We start from the raw sequence: 19,775 nt of genomic DNA, 5'->3' as shown, positions 1-19,775 counted from the left end.
TGCGACAGGGCCCCGGCTGATGCCGGGGCCCTGTCGTCTCGTTTCCTGTTATGCCGCGACCGACATGCCCTCCGCGCGGGCCAGCTCGCGCAGCCGCCCGAGCGCCTGGATCTCCAGCTGCCGGATCCGCTCCCTCGACAACGAGAACCGCTGCGCGACCTCGGTGAGGGAGTGCTCCCGGCCGTCCTCCAGGCCGTAGCGCGCGCGGACGATGCCGGCGGAGCGGTCGTCGAGGTGGCCAATCATGGAGTCGATCCGCTCGCGCTCGAGGCCGGCGAGGACGATGTCCTCGGGGCTGGGCGCGTCGGAGTCGGAGACGAGGTCGCCGAGGCTGGTGTCGCCGTCGTCGCCGACCGGGGTGTCCAGGGACACCGTGTCCTGCGACCAGCGCTTGAGTTCGTTGACCCGCTCGACGGGGACGCCGAGGGCGTTGGCGAGCTGCTCGACCTCGGGCTCGCCGCCGAGCTCGCGGGTGAGCTGGCGGGCCATGCTGCGCATCCGGTTGACGTCCTCGACGAGGTGGACGGGGAGTCGGACGGTGCGCTCCTGCTGGGCGATGGCCCGGCTGATGGCCTGGCGGATCCACCACGTCGCGTACGTGGAGAACTTGAAGCCCTTGACGTAGTCGAACTTCTCGACGGCGCGGACCAGGCCGGTGTTGCCCTCCTGGATCAGGTCGAGCATCGGCATGCCACTGCGCACGTACCGCCGCGCGATGGAGACGACGAGCCGCAGGTTGGCCTTGATGAACTGGTCTTTCGCCTTCTGCCCCTCGGACACGAGCTCAGCGAGCTCGTCGGCCGCGATGCCCTGGGGGGCCTTGTCTTCCGTGAGCAGTCGGTCGGCGTACAGCCCGGCCTCTACGGCCTTGGCCAGGTCGACCTCCTGCGCTGCGGCGAGCAGCGGCGTCTTCGAAATCTCGTGCAGGTAGACACCGACGAGGTCACGCTCTTCCGCCACGTCTGCCGTTCGCAAAACCCGAGTCTTCTCCACGCGCGCCGAACCTCCCGTGCTTGACGTGTCACTGTCATAACGAGCGAGGACGCCTGACCATTCCGTTGACCAGGCATCTGGCCGTGAGACGTAGGTAACTCGCGGCTGTGACGGTGCCGCGAGTGGTCACACGTAGTAGGACGCTTGAGCAGGGGCATCTGGTTCCCACTGTGTCATCGGACACGGCGTGTAACCATATGTTATGCCCTGTTTGTACTCGTTTGTACGGCCGGAACGGTCGGCCTTCTGACCAGGGAGACGGCGATGAGCACGATCGCCATGCCTCCGATCACCTGCAGGCTCAGGGGTTCCCCCAGCAACAGGAACCCCAGGAGTACCGCGACGACGGGGAGCAGGTAGGTCACGACGGAGGCGGTGGGGCCCTCGTCGGCGACCAGGCGGTAGTTGAGGACGTAGGCGACACCGGTGCCGACCGCGCCCAGGGTGGCGACCGCCAGGAACGGGGCCCAGTGCCAGTGCGGGGCGCGCAGGCCGCCGAGGAAGGGCAGCAGCGGGAGGGTGAGCAGGGTGCCGACGGCCAGCTGGGAGGCCGACAGGACCACGGACTCGACGCCGCGCCGGACGATGAACCTGTCCATGTAGATGAAGGTGACGCCGTACAGGGCCGCGGCGGTCAGGCAGGCCAGGCCGCCCCAGCTCGCGGCCTCGGAGCCGGAGCGCCACGGCGAGAAGATCAGCAGGACGCCCACGAAGCCGAGGACGACGCCGGCCAGCCGCAGCGCGGTGACCCGGCGGTCGTGGCCGCTGGCGTACCCGACGAGGAGTGTCCACAGTGGGGTCGTCGCGTTGAGCACGCCGGCGATGCCGGAGGACACCTCGGTCTCGCCCACAGCGAACAGCAGGAACGGCACCACGTTGGCGATCACGGAGACGACGCCCAGGTGCAGCCACAGCATCGGGTCGCGCGGCAGGCTCCGCCGGGTGAACAGGACGAACAGCAGCAGCACCCCCGCCCCGAAGAGCAGCCGGCCGAACACGATCTGGATCGGGGCGAAGCCGCGCAGCCCGAGGGCGATCAGCAGGAAGCTCGATCCCCAGATCAGGGCCAGACCGGCGAGCCGAAACACACTTCCACGCTGCATAGTGCGGACACTAGGCCCCGGATGTAAGGAGTACAAGCGCCTTTCGGACCTGATCCTCGGATGTGATCAAAGCCGCTCTGGCCTGCACTGTCGTCACTCCGGCCAGCAGTGTGACCAGGGCCACCTTCAGTTCGTCGCCGGCCTCGGCGAGCGCGGTGGTCGCCACGGCCTCGGTCACTCCCGTCGCCTCCATCAGCAGGCTCAGGCGCCGGCCGCGCAGTTTCGCGTTGGCGGCCGACAGGTCGACCATCAGGTTGGAGTAGACCCGGCCGAGGCGGACCATGGTGGCCGTCGAGAAGGCGTTCAGGATCAGCTTCTGGGCGGTGGCGGCCTTCATCCGGGTCGAGCCCAGGACCGGCTCCGGGCCGGTGTCGGGGGCGACGAGCACGTCGACGTGCGCGATCGCCGCCGGGTTCGAGCAGATCAACACCGTGAAACAGTCGGGGGTACTGGCCGCCAGCGCGCCCAGCACGTACGGCGTCCGGCCGCTCGCGGCGATCCCGATCACCACGTCGCCGGGGTGGACGCTGGCCAGCGCCTCGGCCTCGCCCGCCTCGAAGTCGTCCTCCGCGTTCTCCACGGCGTGCCACATCGCGCCGGGCCCGCCGGCGAGGTGCGCCTGGAACCAGCCCGCCGGGACGCCGTACGTCGGGGGGATCTCCGCGGCGTCCAGGCAGCCGAGCCGGCCGGAGGTGCCGGCGCCGAAGTAGTGCACCGACCCGCCGGCCGCCAGGGCCGCCACGGCGCGGTCGACGACCCCGGCCAGGGCGTCGAGCACGCCGGCCACGGCCCCGGGCACCGTCGCGTCCTCGGCGTTGAGGGTGGCCAGCAGGTCCCGGGTCGACAGCAGGTCCAGGTCCAGGGTTCTCGGGTTGCGGCCCTCGGTCGGGGCTGTCACGCGGATCATGAGGTCATTGTCCAGCACAATCTCAAGCCAGCTTTTCCTATCGGATTAGTAGAGATAGGAGTTAGGCTGCGACTACGCAGAGCGGCGCGGGAGGTTTCCGGATGAGCCGAAGAGTGATGACCGTCGTGGGCGGCGGCTGCAGTGGCGCGATCGTCGCCGCGCACCTGCTCCGGACCCGGGACGGCGCGGTCCAGCTCGTCGAGCCCCGCGACCGCCTCGGGCGGGGCGTCGCGTACGACACGGACGACGCATGGCACCTGCTCAACTCGCGGGCGGGGAAGATGAGCGCGCTGGCGGACGTACCCGACGACTTCGTGCGGTGGTGCACCTGGCAGCGACTGCGGGGCGGTCCGGACGACTTCCTGCCGCGCCGCGCCTACGGCCGTTACCTGGAGGCCACCCTCGAACACGCCGCCGCCACCCACCCGGGCCGGCTGCGGGTCATCCACCAACGCGCCGTCCGGGTCACCCCCGGCTCCGTCGAACTGGCCGACGGCACCCGGCTGGCCACCGACTGGACCGCCCTCGCCCTGGGCCATTCCCCGACCGCCGACCCGCCCGGCGCGCCCGTCGGCTCCCCCGGATACGTCCGCGACCCGTGGGCAGCCGGCGCGCTGGAATCCGTGCGCGCAGAGGAGCCGGTGATCCTGCTCGGCACCGGCCTGACGGCCGTGGACGTCGCGTTGTCGCTGGCCCGGCGCGGGCACTACGGCGGCGTGCACGCGGTGTCCCGGCACGGGCTGCTGCCGCGCGCGCACACCGCCCGGCCGGGTGACCTGGCGGTGGCTCCTCTTTCCCTGCCGACCGGTGGCGAGTCGCTCGGCAAGCTGCTCCGGATGGCCCGGGAGGCTATGGAGACGGCGGAGGACTGGCGGCCGGTGGTCGACGCGCTCCGGCCCCGGGTCGACGCGCTGTGGCGGGGGCTGACCCACGAGGAGCAGGCGCGTTTCCTGCGGCACGTGGCGCGGTACTGGGAGATCCACCGGCACCGGATGGCCCCTGTGGTGGGGACGGCCGTCGAGCGGCTGCTGGACTCCGGCGAGTTCACGGTGACGGCCGGGCAGGTCGCCCAGGCCACGGCGAGCGGCGTGGCGCTGACGGACGGGCGGACGCTGCCCGGCCGGACCGTGATCAACTGCACCGGGCCGGGGAGCGCGGGGCGGACCGGTGATCCGCTGGTCCGGGCGCTGGTCGCCGACGGGTTGGCCCGGTTCGACCGGCACCGGCTCGGGCTCGACGTGGACGACGACGGCATGCTCCTGGGGCGCGACGGGGCGGCCTCGCGGGAGATCTGGACGGTGGGCCCGTTGCGGCGGGGGCGGTGGTGGGAGACCATGGCCGTGCCGGAGATCCGGGCCCAGACCTCGACCCTGTGACACGTGCCGGCGACGGGTGAGGTTGCGTCGGAATTCCGCGCTTCCCAGCACGTCACGGCATCGGATAGCCTGTGCGCGCACGGTGGCCGGCGGACTCCCCTCCGCTGGTGGGCACGGGGATCTGGGGACAATCATGAACACACCCGCTGGCGACCTGAACCCGGCGCTACTGAACGCCGCGATCTGGACGGACGGCATGCTGGCCGATGCCGGCATCCCGGTCGAGGATGTCCCGTTCGTCAGCGTCGGTGGTGGAATCGGGTCTTTCGTCACAGTGGACTACCTGCGGATCGCCGGCGTGCCGACCGACCAGATCCGGGTGCTGTCCAACATCGACCACCCGTGGCAGACGTACGAGTACCTGACCCGGGTGTCGCAGATCCCGAGATCGCAGCGGATCCGGTCGGACTCCTCGTCGCGGCCGGACAACATCTGGGGCTTCCCGTCCTACGCGCTGAGCGAGGCGTGGCGGGACAGGTCGCTGCGCCACCTCGCCCAGGTGCTCACCGAACCGATCTTCTCCGACTACTGGACGCCCAGGGCCGGCACGGTGTTCGCGGGTCTGGAACGGGAGAGCGCCCGGATCTCGTACCCGGAGATGCTGGTCAAGGGGGCCGTGCGAATGGTCCGGCGGCGTGAGGGCGGCGGGTACTTCACGATCCTGACCCCGCCCGACGGGCCCAGGCGCGTCGCCTACCGGTCCCGGTTCGTGCACCTCGCCGTCGGGTACCCGGGGCTGCGGTTCCTCCCCGACCTGCAGGAGTTCCGGGAGAAGTACCGCGACTACCAGCACGTCGTCAACGCCTACGAGCCGCACGAACACGTCTACGAGTTCCTCAAGACCCGGCCCGGCACCGTCATCGTCCGGGGCGGCGGGATCGTCGCGTCCCGGGTGCTGCAACGGCTGATGGACGACCGGGAGAAGCACGGCCTGCAGACCCGGATCGTGCACATCTTCCGCACGTTCGTCACCGGCTCGCACGGCACCAGCGTGTTCATGCGCCGCCGGGGCGGGCACGGCTGGGCCTACCAGGGCTTCAACTACCCGAAGTCGGTGTGGGGCGGGCAGCTCAAGGCACAGATGCGCAAGCTCGACGGCGAGGAGCGGGCCGCGCTGTACAAGCGGATGGGCGGCACGAACACCCCGAAGCGCGGGCACTGGCAGCGGCAGATGGCCGCCGGTCGGGCCGCCGGGTGGTACGAGGCCATGCAGGGCACCGTCGAGAAGGTCGAGCCGGCGCCGCACGGGCTGCTCGCCAGTACCGTGAACGGCCGGGTCCTCACGTCGCACTTCGTCATCGACTGCACCGGCCTGGAGGCCGACATCTCCGAGCACCGGGTGCTCGCCGACCTGCTGGAGCACTCCGGCGCCGGGCGCAACCCGCTCGGCCGGCTGGAGGTCGAGCGGCACTTCGAGGTGAAGGGCACCGGCAGCGGCGACGGCGCGCTGTACGCGTCGGGCGCCACCACCCTCGGCGGCTACTTCCCCGGCGTGGACACGTTCCTCGGGTTGCAGGTCGCGGCGCAGGAGATCGCCGACGACCTGGCCCGGCGCGGCTGGTGCGCGCGGATCGGCCCGGTCCGCTCCACCTCGCAGTGGTTCCGGTGGCTGCTCGGCCGGCCGGTCTGACGGAGAGAGAACAATGGTCCCCATCCTGTCGGGCCGGATCCAGACCCGGCTGTTCCTGTTGGCACTCGTCGGCGGCCTGGTCACGGCCCTGATCACTCCCCTGTTGCCGGGCGATCCCGGCTACCGGGCCACGTTCGCGGTCCTCGCGGCGGTCGCCGTGCTCGGCGTCGGCTGGGAGGTGCTGTACCACGGGCTGATGCAGTTCCGGTGGGAGAAGGACTGGCCGTCGCTGTTCGGGCTGCTCACCGTGCTGCCCGAGGGCGCGCTGCTCTGGGTCCTGCTGAGGCTCGACCTGGTGCCGGGCGCGCACGGCGCGACGTTCGCCGGTTTCGCCGTCCACTTCGGCGTCGTGTGGCTCGTCGTCTGGCTGGTCGCGAACGGGCCGATGCGGGTGCCGTTCCTGCGCTGGCGGTTCCGGGGCGGACGGATCGGATGAGCGTCCGCGAACCCGACCCGGACACGGCGTTCGAGGCCGTCCTCCTCGTCCCCGGGCACGCCCCCTCCGTCGAGCCGGCCACGGAGCTCGTCGACGACCGGGTGCTCGTCGAGGGCGTGAGCTGCAAGAACGAGCACTTCAACGACCCGTCGGCGCGGTACTGCCAGCTGTGCGGCATCGGCATGGTCCAGCTCACCCTGGTCACCCGCCTGGGCCCCCGGCCCCCGCTCGGGGTGCTGCTGTGCGACGACGGGGCGACGTACCGGCTCGACGCCGACTACGTGGTCGGCCGCAACCCGGAGCGCCACCCCTTCGTGGCCGCCGGTTCGGCCCGCGCGCTGCGGCTGCTCGACCCGGACGGCTCGATGTCCCGGCAGCACTGCCGGATCGCCCTGGTCGGCTGGGCCGTGCACGTCCTCGACCTGGCCTCGGCCAACGGCACCTGGATCGAACTGCCCGGCTCGGAGCGGTTCCGGGCCGTCCCCGGCGAGCCGGTCGTGCTGCGGCCCGGCTCCCGGATCACGGTCGGCGAACGCTGGCTGCGCTACGAGTCCCACCGCGAAGGGAAGTGACCCCGGTGCGGGGCATCGCCGACTACACGTTCGTCCGGCCGCTGGGCTCGGGCAACCACGGGCACTACTACCTGGCCACGACGCCGGCGCGGCTGCCGGTCGAGGCCGGGCACGTCGCGGTCAAGGTGCTGGCGGCGGAGTCCACCTCCGCCGCGTTCCGACGGGCGACCCGGGAGCTGACGGCGTTCGCGGCGGTGCGGTCGCCGTACCTGGTCGCGCCCTACGACGCCGGGCAGCACGACGGGATCTTCTACTACGCGACGGAGTACCTCGACGGCGGCTCGCTCGCCGACCCGGTCGAGCCGGGCGTCGGACTGCGGGCCGTCGCGCACGCCGCACGTGCCGCCGCCGCCCTGCACGGGGCGGGGATCGCGCACCGCGACATCAAGCCCGGCAACGTCCTGCTGCACGCCGACGGGGCGAAGGTGTCCGACCTCGGGCTGTCCCACGTGTTCGCCGAGGGGGTGACGCTGACCGGGATGGGGTCGATGGCGTCGGCGGAGTACACCGACCCCGGTGTCCTGCACGGCGAGCCGCCGGGCCCGGCCGGGGACGTGTGGTCGCTGGGCGTGCTCCTGCACCGGGTGGTGGCCGGCACCGGGCTGTACGGCGAGCTGCCGGCCGACGACGGGCTGTTCGTGCTCCGCCGGATCCTGTCCACGGCGCCGGTGGTGTCCGCTGGGCTGCCGGAGCCGGTGGCCGCGCTCGTCCGCGACTGCCTGGGGCCGGTCGTCGAGCGGCCCAGCGCCGAGACGGTGGCCGACCGGATCGACGCACTGCGGTGAGCGTCCTGCGACTAGGAGCACGCCGGTGACCGCGCACCAGGTCGGCCTTCTGCTGTTCGCGCTCGCGGCGATCATCGCCCTCGCACGCGTGCTGGGCGCCGTCGCCAAACGGATCGGTCAACCGCCGGTCATCGGCGAGATCTTCGCCGGGGTCCTGATCGGGCCGACCCTGTTCGGTACGGTCGTCACCGACCACGTGCTGCCCACCGACATCCGACCGGCCCTGTCCGGGCTGGCCAACGTCGGGCTCGTCCTGTTCATGTTCATCGTCGGGTACGAACTGGACACCGCGCTCGTCCGGGGCCGCAAACGGGTCGCCACCTCGGTGTCGATCGGCTCGATCGTGGTGCCGTTCGCGCTCGGGGCCGGGCTGGCCGTCTGGCTGGCCGCCAACCACGGCGTGACCCGGGTGCTGCCGTTCGCGCTGTTCATCGGGGCCGCGATGTCGGTGACGGCGTTCCCGGTACTGGCCAGGATCCTCACCGACCGGGGCATGCAGCGCACCGAGGTCGGCGGCCTGGCGCTCGCGTCCGCCGCCGTGGACGACGTGGTGGCCTGGACCGGGCTCGCCTTCATCGTGGCCTTCGCCGGCACGGGGGCCACGGACTGGAGGATCCTGCTCGCCGTGCCGTACGCGCTGGTGATGTTCCTCGGGGTGCGCCCGCTGCTGAAGCGGCTGGCCACCGCCAGGGACCGGGCCGGGCGGCTCACCCCGAACGTGCTGGGCGTGATCCTGGTCGGGTTGCTGCTGTCGTGTTTCACGACGGAGTACCTCGGCGTGCACGCGATCTTCGGGGCCTTCATTTTCGGGGCCGTCATGCCCCGGGTCGGCGCCGAGGCGCTCCGGCACGAGATCCTCGAGCGGCTCGAGCAGGTCAGCGTGCTCCTGCTGCTGCCGGCGTTCTTCGTGCTGTCCGGCATGAAGGTCGACCTATCCACGATGGACATGCGTGGCCTGCTCGAACTCGGGCTGATCCTCGCCGTCGCGATCGGCGGCAAGTTCGTCGGGGCGTTCGTCGGCGCGCGGACCCAGAAGGTGCCGGCCCGGCAGGCCGGGGCGCTGGCCGCCCTGATGAACACCCGGGGCCTCACCGAGATCATCATCCTCACCGTCGGCCTGCAGCTCGGCCTGCTCGACGGGCCGCTGTTCTCGATGATGGTGGTAATGGCGCTGGTCACGACGGTGATGGCCGGCCCGCTGCTGTCCTGGATCTACCCGCGCCGGCAGGTGGACCGCGACATCGCCGCCGCGGAGAAGGCCGCCTTGGGCGAGACCGAGGCTTTCCGGATACTGGTCACCAGCCCCGACCCGGCCGTCGTCGCCCTGGCCGCGGACCTGGCCCACGCGCACCGGCCGGCGGAGGTCGTCCTGAGCCGCCTGGTCGCCTACCGGGCCCCGGTGGAGGTCGGCGCCGGCCTGTCCGGGGAACTCCTCGACATGACCCGGGCGATGGCCGAACTGGAGGCCCTCGCCGCGCCGGTCCGGGAGCGGGGACTGGGCGCTCCGGCGCTGGCCCGGTTCAGTACCGACCCGGCGCGCGACCTCGCCGAGCAGGTCGCCACGATCGCCCCGGACATTCTGGTCGTCCCGGCCACGGATCCGCGCGTCGGGTCCGGCGCTCCACCGGCCGGGTCCGGCCCGCTGGTAGCCGGGACTGGGGCCGCCCCGGCCGTCGGGCTCGCCGCGCCCCCGGTCGCCGACGGTGACCGTCCCGGTGCCCGGCTGGTCGTGACCGTCGGCCAGAACCTGCCGGAGACCTGGACCTCGGTGCTGGTCAGGGCCTCGGAAGGGGCCGCGGGGGAGGCTGCGCTGCGGCTCGGCGCGACGCTCGCCGCCGCCCGGTCGGTGGAGCTGCTCGCGCACGTCCCGGGCAGGCCGGCGCGCCGGACCGCAGCGCTCGTGTCCGCGCTCGGCGGCCGGTTCGCCGACGGTGCGGATTCCGCTTTGGTGGTCGGTGCCGACGGGGTGCAGGATGTGCACCTGAACGTGCGGACAGGACAGTGAGAGTGAGGATCCATGGCGGGTAACGCGCAGCCGCTGCGGTCGGGCGACCCGGAGCAGCTCGGCCCGTACCGGATCATCGGCCGGCTCGGCGAGGGCGGCATGGGCAGCGTGTTCCTCGCCCAGCCCCCGGAGGGCCGGCCCGTCGCGCTCAAGGTGATCCGGGCCGACCTGGCCAGGGAGCCGGAATTCCGCCGCCGGTTCAGCCTGGAGGTCACCCGGGTCAAGCAGGTGCCGCCGTTCTGCACGGCGGAGGTGCTCGACGCCGACCCGGAGCATGAGACGCCGTACCTGGTCGTGGAGTACGTCAACGGGCCCAGCCTGGCGGCCGTGATCGGCGAGCACGGCCCGCTTACCCCCTCCAACCTGCACGGGCTCGCGATCGGGGTGGCCACGGCGCTCACCGCGATCCACGGCGCGGGCGTCATCCACCGCGACCTCAAGCCCGGCAACGTGCTCCTGGCCCCCGGCAGCCCGAAGGTGATCGACTTCGGCATCGCGCGGGCCGTCGACGTCACCCAGAGCCTGACCCGGCCGGACCAGGTGGTCGGGAGCGTGTCGTACATGGCCCCGGAGCGGTTCGGGCCGGAGGGCGGCGGGGTCACCCAGGCAGCGGACGTATTCGCGTGGGGGGCAGTGGTCGCCTACGCCGGCACGGGACGGCTGCCGTTCGTCGGGGACTCGATGCCCGGTACCGTCGCGAAGATCATGACCCAGGCTCCGGACCTGGACGGGCTCTCCGGCCCGCTGCGAGACCTGGTCGAGGATGCCCTGGCGAAGGACCCGAAGGACCGGCCGACGGCGCGGCAGCTCGTCGACCGGCTGCTGGCCGGCGGCCCGACCCGGGCGCTGAACCTGGAGAAGCTGATCACCCCGGACCCGGTCACCGGCGGACTGTCGGTCTCCGACACGGGCGGCGGCATGGGCGGCCGCCCGGTCGCCGCCCTGCACGGCGGGGCCCCGGTGTCCGACACGACCCGGGTGAAGCCGGCCACCCCGCCGGCGGCCACGACCGTGACGGCCCCCCGGGGCGGCGGTGGCGGCCTGGGCCTGGTGCTGCGCGGCATCCTGGCCGTGTCGATGCTGGTGATGGCTCTGGCCGTCGTCGGCGTGATCACCGGCGTCGTGGACCTGCCCAAGACCGGACCGACGGCGGTGGCCGACGTCTCCGGCAGCCCGCGCCCCTCGCCGACCCCGACCGGCCTGATCCCGGCCGGGGCGAAGGTGTTCCTCACGGACCCGCTCCAGGCGGAGGGCCAGTGGAAGGCCCGCGACGACACGGCGGCCCTCAAGACGACCTGCGCGTTCCAGAACGGCAAGCTCGTCGTGGAACGGCACGCCCCCGGCTCCTACCGCTGCCTCGGCCCGTCCAACTACTCGATCGAGAACGTCAGCGTGTTCGTGGACGTGACCCTCCTGGAGCAGGGCAGCTGCGCCGGCGTGTGGTTCCGGTTCAGCAACGAGTCCGGCTACGCGCTGCGGGTCTGCCGGGACAAGCTGCAGCTCGTCACGCACGGCAAGCCCGAGGGCAGCTCCGTGAACCCGATGCGCACCTACCCCCTCGCCACCCCGCTCGACACCGGGACCACGACCCGGATCGGCGTCGTCACCGAGGGCTCCACGATCCGGATCTACCGGGACGGCCAGGAGATCGGCAGCTTCACGGCGTCGACGTTCACGAGCGGCCGGGTCATCCTCGGCGTGTTCCAGACCGAGGCGGAGACGATCCCGGTCAGCCGGGTGGCGTTCTCGAACATCGAGATCTGGGAGGGCCGGGTCTGAGTACCCGGCCGCCTGTTTTCACCGTATCGATACGGATTGATAGGTAAGGCCTCCTGGGCCGACGATGGGCGTCGCCGCAGCGTGCGGCGAACATCCGTCCACCGGTAGCCGCCGCGCGCGGCCAGCCCCAGGAGGCACCCCTCATGACCACGCACGACACGCCCCCCGAGGGCATCCGCCGCAAGACCCTACTCAAGGCGGCACTGCTCGCCCTGCCGGTACCGCTGCTGATCGGCGCGCTGCCGTCCGTCGCCGAGGGCACCACGCCCCACGGCCAGCCGCTCACCCCCACCCCGTTCTGCGACGACGGCGACCACGTGACCCCGGCGCAGACCGAGGGCCCGTACTTCAAGCCCAACTCCCCCCTGCGCACCTCGCTGCTGGAGCCGGGCACGGTCGGCACCCGCCTGACCGTCACCGGTTACGTGTTCGGCCTGGCCTGCACCCCGATCCCCAACGCGCTGATGGACTTCTGGCAGTGCGACAACGGCGGCGTCTACGACAACGCGGGCAACGGGTTCCGGGGCCACCAGTTCACCGACGCGATGGGCAGGTTCACCCTGACCACGATCGTGCCGGGGCTCTACCCGGGGCGTACCCGGCACATCCACGTCAAGGTGCAGGCCCCCGGCCGCGGCGTCCTGACCACGCAGCTCTACTTCCCGAACGAGCCCCGCAACGCCTCCGACACCATCTTCGACCCGGTACTCGTCATGAACGTCACCCAGGTCGGCTCGGCCAAGAACGGCACCTTCGACTTCCTGCTGAACGTGCCGCAGAACCCGCCGACCAGCGCGCCCCCGACGACCCGCCCGCCGACGAGCGCCCCGCCGACCACGGCCCCGCCCACGACCCGACCGCCGACGAGCGCGCCGCCGCAGGGGACCTGGCGGGCCGGGGTGGCGTACGCGACCGGGGCGCAGGTCTCCTACAACGGCCTGAACTACCGGTGCCTGCAGGGGCACACGTCGATGGTCGGGTGGGAGCCGCCGAACGTGCCCGCCCTCTGGCAGCGCGTCTGACCGTCGCTGGTCCGCACCCACCAGTCCGGGGTGCGGGCCAGCGCGGTGGTCCCGGAAGGTCAGCAGGCCGGCACGAAAGAGTCCCTGACCCGCGTCTGCGGATCAGGGACTCTCTCTAGCGGATGGTGGCCGCTATCCGGCGGCGAGCACCGACTGTGGCCTGTCCCCGGACAGCGCCGGCGCCTGCCGCCCCGGCACCGCCGACACCGACCGCCCGCCAGCCCCACCCTTGACGGCCAGGGTCTTGTACCACGGGATCTCGAAGGTCCCGTTCACGTCCACGAGCAGGTGGGACCACCCGGCGTGGTGGTAGACGTTGAACTTGTTCGTCTCGCCGATCTCGGTGATCGTGGCGACCGCGACCGTCTGGCCGGGGGCCGGGTTGAGGTTGCTCGCGGTCGGCCGGGCCGGGTCGCCGTTCAGCGCCGGCCACAGGGTCAGGAACGTCGACGCGGTCGAGTTCACCGCCGTGACGTTCGCCGACAGGGCGATGGTGTTGGTACCCGCGACCGAAGGCGGCGCCTGGATAGTCGTGATGGTCTGCGGGCCGAGCTGGCCGGCGCCGAGGCCTTCGCGGGTGTCCGTGATCCGGACGGGCTGCACCGGGTTGAAGCGCAGGCCACGCTCCAGGTTCGCGTCCACGTAGATCCCGACGATGTCGACGATCATGTGGGCGTCGGAGCCGAAGTTGTGGATGGTGACCCGCGTGGTCGGCAGGCACGACCACTGCGGCGCGCAGTTCGACGTCGGCACGATCGCCATGTTCGGCACCGTGTGGTGCGCCGCGAAGTTCAGGGTGGAGGTCTGCGGACGCGGGCCGTCCCCGGACCAGGCGGTGAAGTAGCCCGGGCCGGTCGGGTCGACGGCCGTGATGCTCAGCGCCAGTGCGGTGATGTGCTCGGTCAGGTCGGTGTAGGCGACCGGGACGGTGACCTGGTAGCCGCCCGGCACCGGGCGCTTGAGGTCCTCCCGCGAGTCGAACAGCCGCTCGACCTTGACGGGGAGGTAGTCGCTGCCGAGGCCCCGGGTGGCAAGCACCTCGTTGGACCCGGCGTAGAAGCCGAGCACGTCGACGAGGACGTGCGCCTGGCCCCCGTGCTGGTAGAGGGAAATCTGGCCATCGGCGCCCACCGGCACCGTGACGGAGTTGGCCCCGGTCCAGCCGGCAGCGAAGTTGAGGCTGGAGACCTGCGGCCGGACGATGCCCTTCGGGTACGCCGTGATGAAGCTCGGTGCCGACGGGTCGACGACAGTGAGGTTCACCACGACGGCGGACACGCCGCTGGCTGGCAGACCAGCCTGACCCGTGATCTGCAGGTTGTGCACCGAGCCCGGTCCGTAGGTGCCACCGCCGTTGCGGGTGTCGAGGATCCGGGTCGGTGTCACCGGGTAGTAGGTGCCCCTGGCCGGCACGAAGCCCTCGCCCCGGAGGCTGACCACGACGCGCCCGGCCTGGGTGTCGTTCGTCAATTCGACGGTGGCGGTGGCCGCCCCCTTGGCCTTCGGCCGGAACGCGACCTCGACGAAGCAGGTCTGGCCGTACCCGAGGTCACGGCCCTTGCAGTCCTCGGCCGTGACCTGGAAGCTCGTGGCCTGCGCCCCGGTCAGCGCCGCGGCGCCGAAGTGGGTGGGCTGGGGGCCCTGGCCGGTGAGGGTGATCCGCTGCGCCGGGGAGAGCTGGCCGTTCTCGGTGCCGCCCCAGCTCAGTTCACCGGTGGAGGCCGACGTCGTCCGGTAGCCGATGGTCGAGTTCCACCGCACCTCGCCGGCCAGACCGCCCCGGCAGTCGTAGTTGTACGACGCCGCGATGGCGCTGAGGCGACCGTCACCGTCGTACTTCACCTCGCCGATGTTCAGCGTGCCTGCGGTGTTGCTCTGGCCGCAGCCCCATTCGTGCTGGACGACGTCCAGCCCGGCCCGGGTGTCGTCGGCGGTCTGGAGCGTCTGGTAGGCGCCGACGTGGAACTTCTGGCCGCTCGGCGGTGTGACTGTGACGTACGTGATGCCGTCGCCGACGGGCTGCACCGACACGCCATTCGAGACGGAGACGCTGTTGGAGGTGCTCACGACGACGTTGCGGCCGGCCTCGCTGATGCTCAGGAAGTTGTACGGCGCGGCCGGTGGCGCGGCGAGCGCGGGGCCGGCGGTGAGCAGCATGCCAGCACTGACCCCGGCAATGACCGTAATTGTGCGTAAAGTACGCAAGACATTCCCCGTGATTAATAGAATGGCAGATCCGCAGCAGGTTAACCGGGCGGCGACCATCGGGCAACCAACTGCCAGGTGAAACAAAACTGGCCAGACACCTGAGTGTCTGGCCAGTTCGTTGCTGTGCGCCGCCAGGGACTCGAACCCCAAAGCCCCATGGCTGAACACAACGATCTACAACAAGCCGCTTTGGGTCGCTGACCAGCAGGGCGTCCGCCAGTTTCGTCTAGGACCGTCTAGTTCCACCTACAACCACCAAGACAGAAGTGGGCCTGGTTTGGGCCTCCAGCCCAAATCAGGCCAGAAGTCCGGACGAAGCGTGAGTCATATCATTTCGAGTCATGCGAGGCAGGTTGAGAGCAACGCGCCGACAGCATGGCGGGGCTGGACGCGCAAGCTTCCGTACTTCGACAGGAGACCTCATCCAGGCAGGGGCGATCTCCGAGTGATCCGTGTGGATGCAATATGGCGGGTGCCAAGGACGGGGGCGTCGCTGGCGGTGTCGGAGTGGGCGGAATGAGGTTCCATGTAGCGCCTTCGCTCGGTCCATTCGTCTGTCTGTTCGGCCAGGATCGCGCCGATGAGTCGGAAGATAGAGGGCCGGTTCGGAAAGTTCCCGACGACGTTGGTGCGGCGGCGGATCTTCTTGTTGAGACGTTCTTGCGGGTTGTTCGACCAGATCTGTCACCCAGACCTCTCAGGGGACGAGGCAAACGACAGCAAGTCGCCTCGGGCCTCATCGAGCTGCTCGGCGGCAGCCGGGAACTTCTCGGCGATCGAGTCGACTACCCGACCGAACTGGGCGTCACGGCATCGGGCTGGTCGAAGATCGTGCGAACCCGGCTCGCGACCCACGCCTGCTCCAACTTCGGGACTTTCGTGTGCAGGTTGCGCGGGCAGTGGGTGCGGCATTACTGCTAGCCGGCACCCGGCAGGGCCGACGATCGCTTGGATGAGGCTGACACGAGCGTCGGCGATAACCTGACTGACTGCGCCCAGGCGGCGTGAGACGAAACCGCGCAGGAACCACCAACCAGCTCGCGCGTCCTCCATAGACGTCACGTTCAGGCTCAGGACCTCGCGTTGCCCGTCGGCGCTGGCGCCGACGGCGGCCCGCCTGGACATGGCTACTTCCGACTGGCCGAAAGATCCAGACGGGCGAATGAAACGTCCGTCCATTGCAGACGGCACGGCACACCTCGAGCTAGTAGACTGACCTTCCAAAGGAAGGGCTAGGATCTTGGTAGACCACAAAAAACTGTATCGACTGATGGGCGACCCCATCGGCGTTGGCGGTTTTGCCAGAGTCTGGAAAGCTAAACGCAAGGCCGATGGCGAAATCGTCGCACTCAAGGAGTCCCGGGACGTCTCGCTAGGGCGGGAACGTCTTCGCAGGGAGATTGATGTCCAAAGTAAGCTCGCCCATCCTCACATTATGCCCATCCTGGAATTCGACCCGGATTCCCGATGGTTCACAATGCCCCTAGCTAAGGGAAACCTGCACGAACTCCGCAACCAACTCAACGAAGAAGACCTTGCCACTCTCATTCATGTGATATCGGATGCTCTATCCGTAGCACACGAGGCGAAATACTTTCATAGAGATATTACACCGAAGAATATCCTTGCGCTGGAAAATCCAGTCGACGGCGATCTTCGTTGGGTAATTGCGGATTGGGGGTTGGTTAGGCAGCCTGATAGTCAGGTTTCGCAACGCCTCACAAAAACTGGAGCCGCGTTGGGAACATACGGCTACGCGGCACCCGAAACCTGGTGGAACGGCCATGTCGCGACTGCACCAGCAGATGTCTACAGCTTGGGAAGGGTGGCTGCGTGGTTTATCTGCAACCAGGAACCTGCGGGGAATGAGGAGTTGCTACCAGAAGGCCCTCAGCAACATTGGCGGGCCTTCGTTAGAGCTTGCACCTCTCGTGAAATAGCGCGTAGGCCAACAAGTATGGCTGCAGTGAAAGAGCGACTGGACGCAGTTTTCCTTCAGCCTAGCGTGATGCCCACAGAGCATATGCGTGTTCTAATAGATGATTTCATAATCCAGCAAGGCCAAGATCTGTCGGCGATTGTCGACCTTGCATTAGAACATCGCGAAAGCAGCCTTCTCTACATCGATCACTTGGCACGAATCCCGTCGGCCCAGCTTGAAGTATGGGCGGCTGCGGAGTCCACAAACGCATCGGCCCTCGCGCAGAACATGGCTCGCCATCTAGTATCTATGGACTGGGATAATCGAGACCGCGACTATGCGAACACTCCGCTGAACTTTGTACTTGTTATCCTGAAGGTGCTCTTATCAAATGCACGATATGGCCTCGGAGAAGACGTCGCCGAAGAATACTTCAGGGCTGAGCTTCACTGGAACAGCCCAAGGCAGAAAATACGTACCGAAAGCTGGCTGGAGCGCCTCGACGAGAAAGCCGGGCAGGCAATGGCACAAGCACTTCGAGCGGCCGGCGCGGTTGAATACCATCATCAGTCACCGTCATGGCAGCCTCGCAGTGTGACCCTCCGAACGGCGCTGGTCACACAGAACTCCTCCTAGCCCTTACCCCGGGCCCCGTCTTGATCAGAAGTCGCATGTGGTGAAATAGTCATTGTGCCCATCATCTCAACCGTACAGTCTGTTCCCGAGGAACTCAGCTCGCACGGTTCGGACATGACCGAGCCGATCGTTCCGCTGACAGAGCGAGTGCCCTTTGCCCCCATTACGCCAACCTCAGGTCGTGGACGCCGACACGGGACCAGCAACAGCCAGCCCTTCGATCGATGGTTCAGGTACCCCGCGGGATTTGCTTCGGACTATGCAACCACACTCCTCGGCTACTTGAACCTCCCCAGCGGGGGAACCATCCTGGATTGCTTCGCAGGATCAGGTGTCGCGGGTACCGCCGCACGAAGCATCGGACTGGGGTTCGTTGGGATCGAAGCGCATCCACTGATCGCAGAACTCGCAGAACTAAAACTGTCGCACCCACCCGGGCCTTCGACAAATCTAGGTAGCGCGGCAGCCGAGACTGTGATTGCCGCCAATAAGCTTGTTTCTCGCAGGCAAGGCGCACGTTCAGCGGCAGCGAAGCAACCAGATTTGGTTCAGCGCTGCTTCTCCCCTGGAGACCTCGAGCAGCTAGTGGCACTTCGAGACGCTATTAAGAAAAACTACTCGGCCCCCTGGTCACCGTATCTAAAATGGGCGCTTCTGGCCTCCCTCAGAGACCTGGCAGCGGTCAAGGTTGGATGGCCGTACCAGAGGCCCGGCGTTCAACGCAAACAACGCTACAATGAACCAATGCAGCGCTTCATCGCGCGCATAAGACTCATGCAAGATGATTTGAGCAAGTCCGCTAAACTCGAAGCACGGACGTCGGCCTCCATGATTTGTGGCGACTCCCGAACCGATACAGCTTGGGAGAGTATTTCACCTGGGAGTATCGATGGCTGCTTGTCTTCTCCTCCGTATCTCAATAATTTTGACTACGCGGATGCAACAAGGCTCGAGTTGTACTTCTGGGGTGATGTGACAAGTTGGGCCGAGATGTGCAAGACCGTTCGATCCGGAATGGTTACAGCTACAACGCAGCAAAGTAGCGTTAACGCCGCATCAACAGCGAGTAGCGGCTTGGCTCAATTGGGTAAGACCTTTACCCGCATTGAGGACATCACATCAGAACTCGAAATACAGAGAAAATCGCGCGGGCGCGGAAAGGAGTACGACCGAGTCGTACCCGACTACTTTCTTGGCATTTTGGATGTGCTCAGCCGACTAGCTAAAGTCCTAGAGTCAGGAGCTCCTAGCGTTTGGCTCATTGGGGACAGCGCCCCCTACGGGGTCTACATCGATACTCCAGCTCTTATCGGAGAGATTGCCGAGCACTTGGGATTTCGCGTCGAAGAGGACTTGGCACTAAGACAGCGCGGATTACGCTGGGCCTCGACCGGCATGCGACACGACATTGAGCTTACGGAGCGCCTACTACTTTTCCGGCGCGACTGAAGGCGGCGACAGGTGGTAGCCCTCGCCAAAAATGGCCTAACGGGCCAATTATTGCCTAGCCCTTTCTTTCTCAAACTGCTCCACCAATAGTGTTTTCAACCTCACAGTGTCGGCCGGTCGCTCAAACGCCATACCTTCACTAGCAAGCAGAGCGGAGCGACTTCGAAATGCGTCGACCAGATTATCAAAACCAATTTCAATAGCAGAAGGTGAGATGCTTGCCCGACGGGCGAGGTCTCGGCCTAGGTACTCAACCACATCGTGAATATGCCGCACTGGCACGTATACCAAGCTAGTGATACTGCGGGATGAGTCGGTAACGATGAGACGATCGGCTAGCCGACGGCGAGCCTCGGTAAGCCAGTACCCTCCTTTCAGTCGCTGCTCGTCTTCCGATCGTCGCCGGCTTGTGGATATTTTGTCGGCGAATGCAGCTGCAGCTAGATGAATTACTTCATCGACGCGCCGCAGCCGCCCGATCGCACGCTCCGGAGTATTGGACCGATTGACAAGTAGAGCAAGCACGATACCGACACTGGTCGCCTGCATTACCTCATCTCCTCGCCCGTCTTTCAGCGCGAGGGTCTGATCCAACCGATGCCGAGTCCAGGTACGGTATACATTCAGCGCTGCACGGTCGAAATCGTGAATCGCCTCAATCGGTGCAAGGAAGCGACCTTGCCCGTCCGTGTATACATTGAGGAGCTCCAACAGGAGTCGAGCTTCAATCCCAACAAGAAACCTGCCGCCGCCTGCGTCAACCACTAGTGGATCACCCAGCCGGGCAGCCGCCGACTGCAGCTCGTGAGGCACAGGCTCCAATTGAGCCAGTCGTTCTCTGAGCTTATGACCACGAGCAACTGGGTCGAAGTAAAGACGACAGCATGCAATATCGTCTTCAAGTTCACCGATCGGCTGCCCATACACGTGTTCCCACAAGTTCAGAATCACGC

General features: G+C 68.1%; 15 protein-coding genes and 1 pseudogene. 10 read left to right on the top strand and 6 right to left on the bottom strand.

All coding sequences use genetic code 11. The features are described 5' to 3' along the window. Positions 1-48: 48 nt before the first annotated feature. From IW245_RS33815 to IW245_RS33805, 3 genes are all read right to left on the bottom strand, one after another. The gene (locus IW245_RS33815; RefSeq protein ID WP_197007171.1) at positions 49-993 is read right to left on the bottom strand and encodes a sigma-70 family RNA polymerase sigma factor; all 945 of its coding nucleotides are present in this window, start codon (positions 991-993) and stop codon (positions 49-51) included. A 200-nt stretch (positions 994-1,193) separates the two neighbouring features. Then, on the bottom strand, positions 1,194-2,096 hold the full coding sequence (locus IW245_RS33810) for a DMT family transporter (protein ID WP_197007170.1): 903 nt from the start codon (positions 2,094-2,096) through the stop codon (positions 1,194-1,196). A 10-nt stretch (positions 2,097-2,106) separates the two neighbouring features. Continuing rightward, positions 2,107-3,003 (bottom strand): N-acetylmuramic acid 6-phosphate etherase, encoded by an 897-nt coding sequence (locus IW245_RS33805; RefSeq protein WP_197007169.1) that lies wholly within the window; start codon positions 3,001-3,003, stop codon positions 2,107-2,109. A 101-nt stretch (positions 3,004-3,104) separates the two neighbouring features. On the opposite strand from IW245_RS33805, the gene IW245_RS33800 reads away from it, so the two are divergent. The 8 genes from IW245_RS33800 (at position 3,105) to IW245_RS33765 (ending at position 12,608) form a co-directional block, all read left to right on the top strand. Continuing rightward, the gene (locus IW245_RS33800) at positions 3,105-4,379 is read left to right on the top strand and encodes an FAD/NAD(P)-binding protein (RefSeq protein ID WP_197007168.1); all 1,275 of its coding nucleotides are present in this window, start codon (positions 3,105-3,107) and stop codon (positions 4,377-4,379) included. Positions 4,380-4,512: 133 nt separating this feature from the next. Then, a complete protein-coding gene (locus IW245_RS33795) occupies positions 4,513-6,009 on the top strand; it encodes an FAD/NAD(P)-binding protein (RefSeq protein WP_197007167.1) in 1,497 nt (498 codons plus the stop codon). 13 nt (positions 6,010-6,022) lie between these two features. After that, complete coding sequence (locus IW245_RS33790) at positions 6,023-6,445, top strand: hypothetical protein (protein ID WP_197007166.1); 423 nt, start codon at positions 6,023-6,025, stop codon at positions 6,443-6,445. After that, positions 6,442-7,017 (top strand): FHA domain-containing protein, encoded by a 576-nt coding sequence (locus IW245_RS33785; protein WP_197007165.1) that lies wholly within the window; start codon positions 6,442-6,444, stop codon positions 7,015-7,017. Before IW245_RS33790 ends, IW245_RS33785 begins: the two co-directional genes overlap by 4 nt. A 5-nt stretch (positions 7,018-7,022) precedes the next feature. Beyond that, positions 7,023-7,802, top strand: coding sequence for a protein kinase domain-containing protein (locus IW245_RS33780; RefSeq protein ID WP_197007164.1), 780 nt, complete (start codon positions 7,023-7,025; stop codon positions 7,800-7,802). Positions 7,803-7,827: 25 nt separating this feature from the next. Then, on the top strand, positions 7,828-9,807 hold the full coding sequence (locus tag IW245_RS33775) for a cation:proton antiporter (RefSeq protein ID WP_197007163.1): 1,980 nt from the start codon (positions 7,828-7,830) through the stop codon (positions 9,805-9,807). 12 nt (positions 9,808-9,819) lie between these two features. Beyond that, positions 9,820-11,586, top strand: coding sequence for a protein kinase domain-containing protein (locus IW245_RS33770; RefSeq protein WP_197007162.1), 1,767 nt, complete (start codon positions 9,820-9,822; stop codon positions 11,584-11,586). Positions 11,587-11,729: 143 nt separating this feature from the next. Next, the gene (locus IW245_RS33765; protein ID WP_197007161.1) at positions 11,730-12,608 is read left to right on the top strand and encodes a dioxygenase family protein; all 879 of its coding nucleotides are present in this window, start codon (positions 11,730-11,732) and stop codon (positions 12,606-12,608) included. A gap of 132 nt (positions 12,609-12,740) precedes the next feature. Here the strand turns inward: IW245_RS33765 and IW245_RS33760 are convergent, their stop codons facing one another. Continuing rightward, positions 12,741-14,765, bottom strand: a complete 2,025-nt coding sequence (locus IW245_RS33760; protein ID WP_197007160.1) for a hypothetical protein — start codon at positions 14,763-14,765, stop codon at positions 12,741-12,743. Positions 14,766-15,236: 471 nt separating this feature from the next. Next, positions 15,237-15,926 (bottom strand): annotated as a pseudogene (locus tag IW245_RS42835) (transposase); the annotation flags it as partial. 160 nt (positions 15,927-16,086) lie between these two features. On the opposite strand from IW245_RS42835, the gene IW245_RS33745 reads away from it, so the two are divergent. Together IW245_RS33745 and IW245_RS41195 are read left to right on the top strand one after the other, a co-directional pair. Continuing rightward, complete coding sequence (locus IW245_RS33745; RefSeq protein ID WP_197007158.1) at positions 16,087-17,373, top strand: serine/threonine-protein kinase; 1,287 nt, start codon at positions 16,087-16,089, stop codon at positions 17,371-17,373. 744 nt (positions 17,374-18,117) lie between these two features. Further along, positions 18,118-18,822, top strand: coding sequence for a hypothetical protein (locus IW245_RS41195; RefSeq protein ID WP_231400883.1), 705 nt, complete (start codon positions 18,118-18,120; stop codon positions 18,820-18,822). Positions 18,823-18,870: 48 nt separating this feature from the next. Here IW245_RS41195 and IW245_RS33735 read toward each other — a convergent pair whose 3' ends face one another. Then, a complete protein-coding gene (locus IW245_RS33735; RefSeq protein WP_197007156.1) occupies positions 18,871-19,773 on the bottom strand; it encodes a hypothetical protein in 903 nt (300 codons plus the stop codon). Positions 19,774-19,775: the final 2 nt, after the last annotated feature.

It is taken from the genome of Longispora fulva, assembly GCF_015751905.1.
GTDB classification, from domain to species: domain Bacteria; phylum Actinomycetota; class Actinomycetes; order Mycobacteriales; family Micromonosporaceae; genus Longispora; species Longispora fulva.
Note: the sequence above shows the minus strand (reverse complement) of the source record. Positions and strands in the feature narration are given on the sequence as shown.

Bases quoted from the DNA above. Each gene is read 5' to 3' on its own strand.
- IW245_RS33810 (WP_197007170.1), bottom strand. From the start codon at position 2,096: ATGCAGCGTGGAAGTGTGTTTCGGCTCGCCGGTCTGGCCCTGATCTGG.
- IW245_RS33805 (WP_197007169.1), bottom strand. From the start codon at position 3,003: ATGATCCGCGTGACAGCCCCGACCGAGGGCCGCAACCCGAGAACCCTG.
- IW245_RS33800 (WP_197007168.1), top strand. From the start codon at position 3,105: ATGAGCCGAAGAGTGATGACCGTCGTGGGCGGCGGCTGCAGTGGCGCG.
- IW245_RS33795 (WP_197007167.1), top strand. From the start codon at position 4,513: ATGAACACACCCGCTGGCGACCTGAACCCGGCGCTACTGAACGCCGCG.
- IW245_RS33790 (WP_197007166.1), top strand. From the start codon at position 6,023: ATGGTCCCCATCCTGTCGGGCCGGATCCAGACCCGGCTGTTCCTGTTG.
- IW245_RS33785 (WP_197007165.1), top strand. From the start codon at position 6,442: ATGAGCGTCCGCGAACCCGACCCGGACACGGCGTTCGAGGCCGTCCTC.
- IW245_RS33770 (WP_197007162.1), top strand. From the start codon at position 9,820: ATGGCGGGTAACGCGCAGCCGCTGCGGTCGGGCGACCCGGAGCAGCTC.
- IW245_RS33765 (WP_197007161.1), top strand. From the start codon at position 11,730: ATGACCACGCACGACACGCCCCCCGAGGGCATCCGCCGCAAGACCCTA.
- IW245_RS33760 (WP_197007160.1), bottom strand. From the start codon at position 14,765: ATGCTGCTCACCGCCGGCCCCGCGCTCGCCGCGCCACCGGCCGCGCCG.
- IW245_RS33745 (WP_197007158.1), top strand. From the start codon at position 16,087: ATGGGCGACCCCATCGGCGTTGGCGGTTTTGCCAGAGTCTGGAAAGCT.
- IW245_RS41195 (WP_231400883.1), top strand. From the start codon at position 18,118: ATGCAGCGCTTCATCGCGCGCATAAGACTCATGCAAGATGATTTGAGC.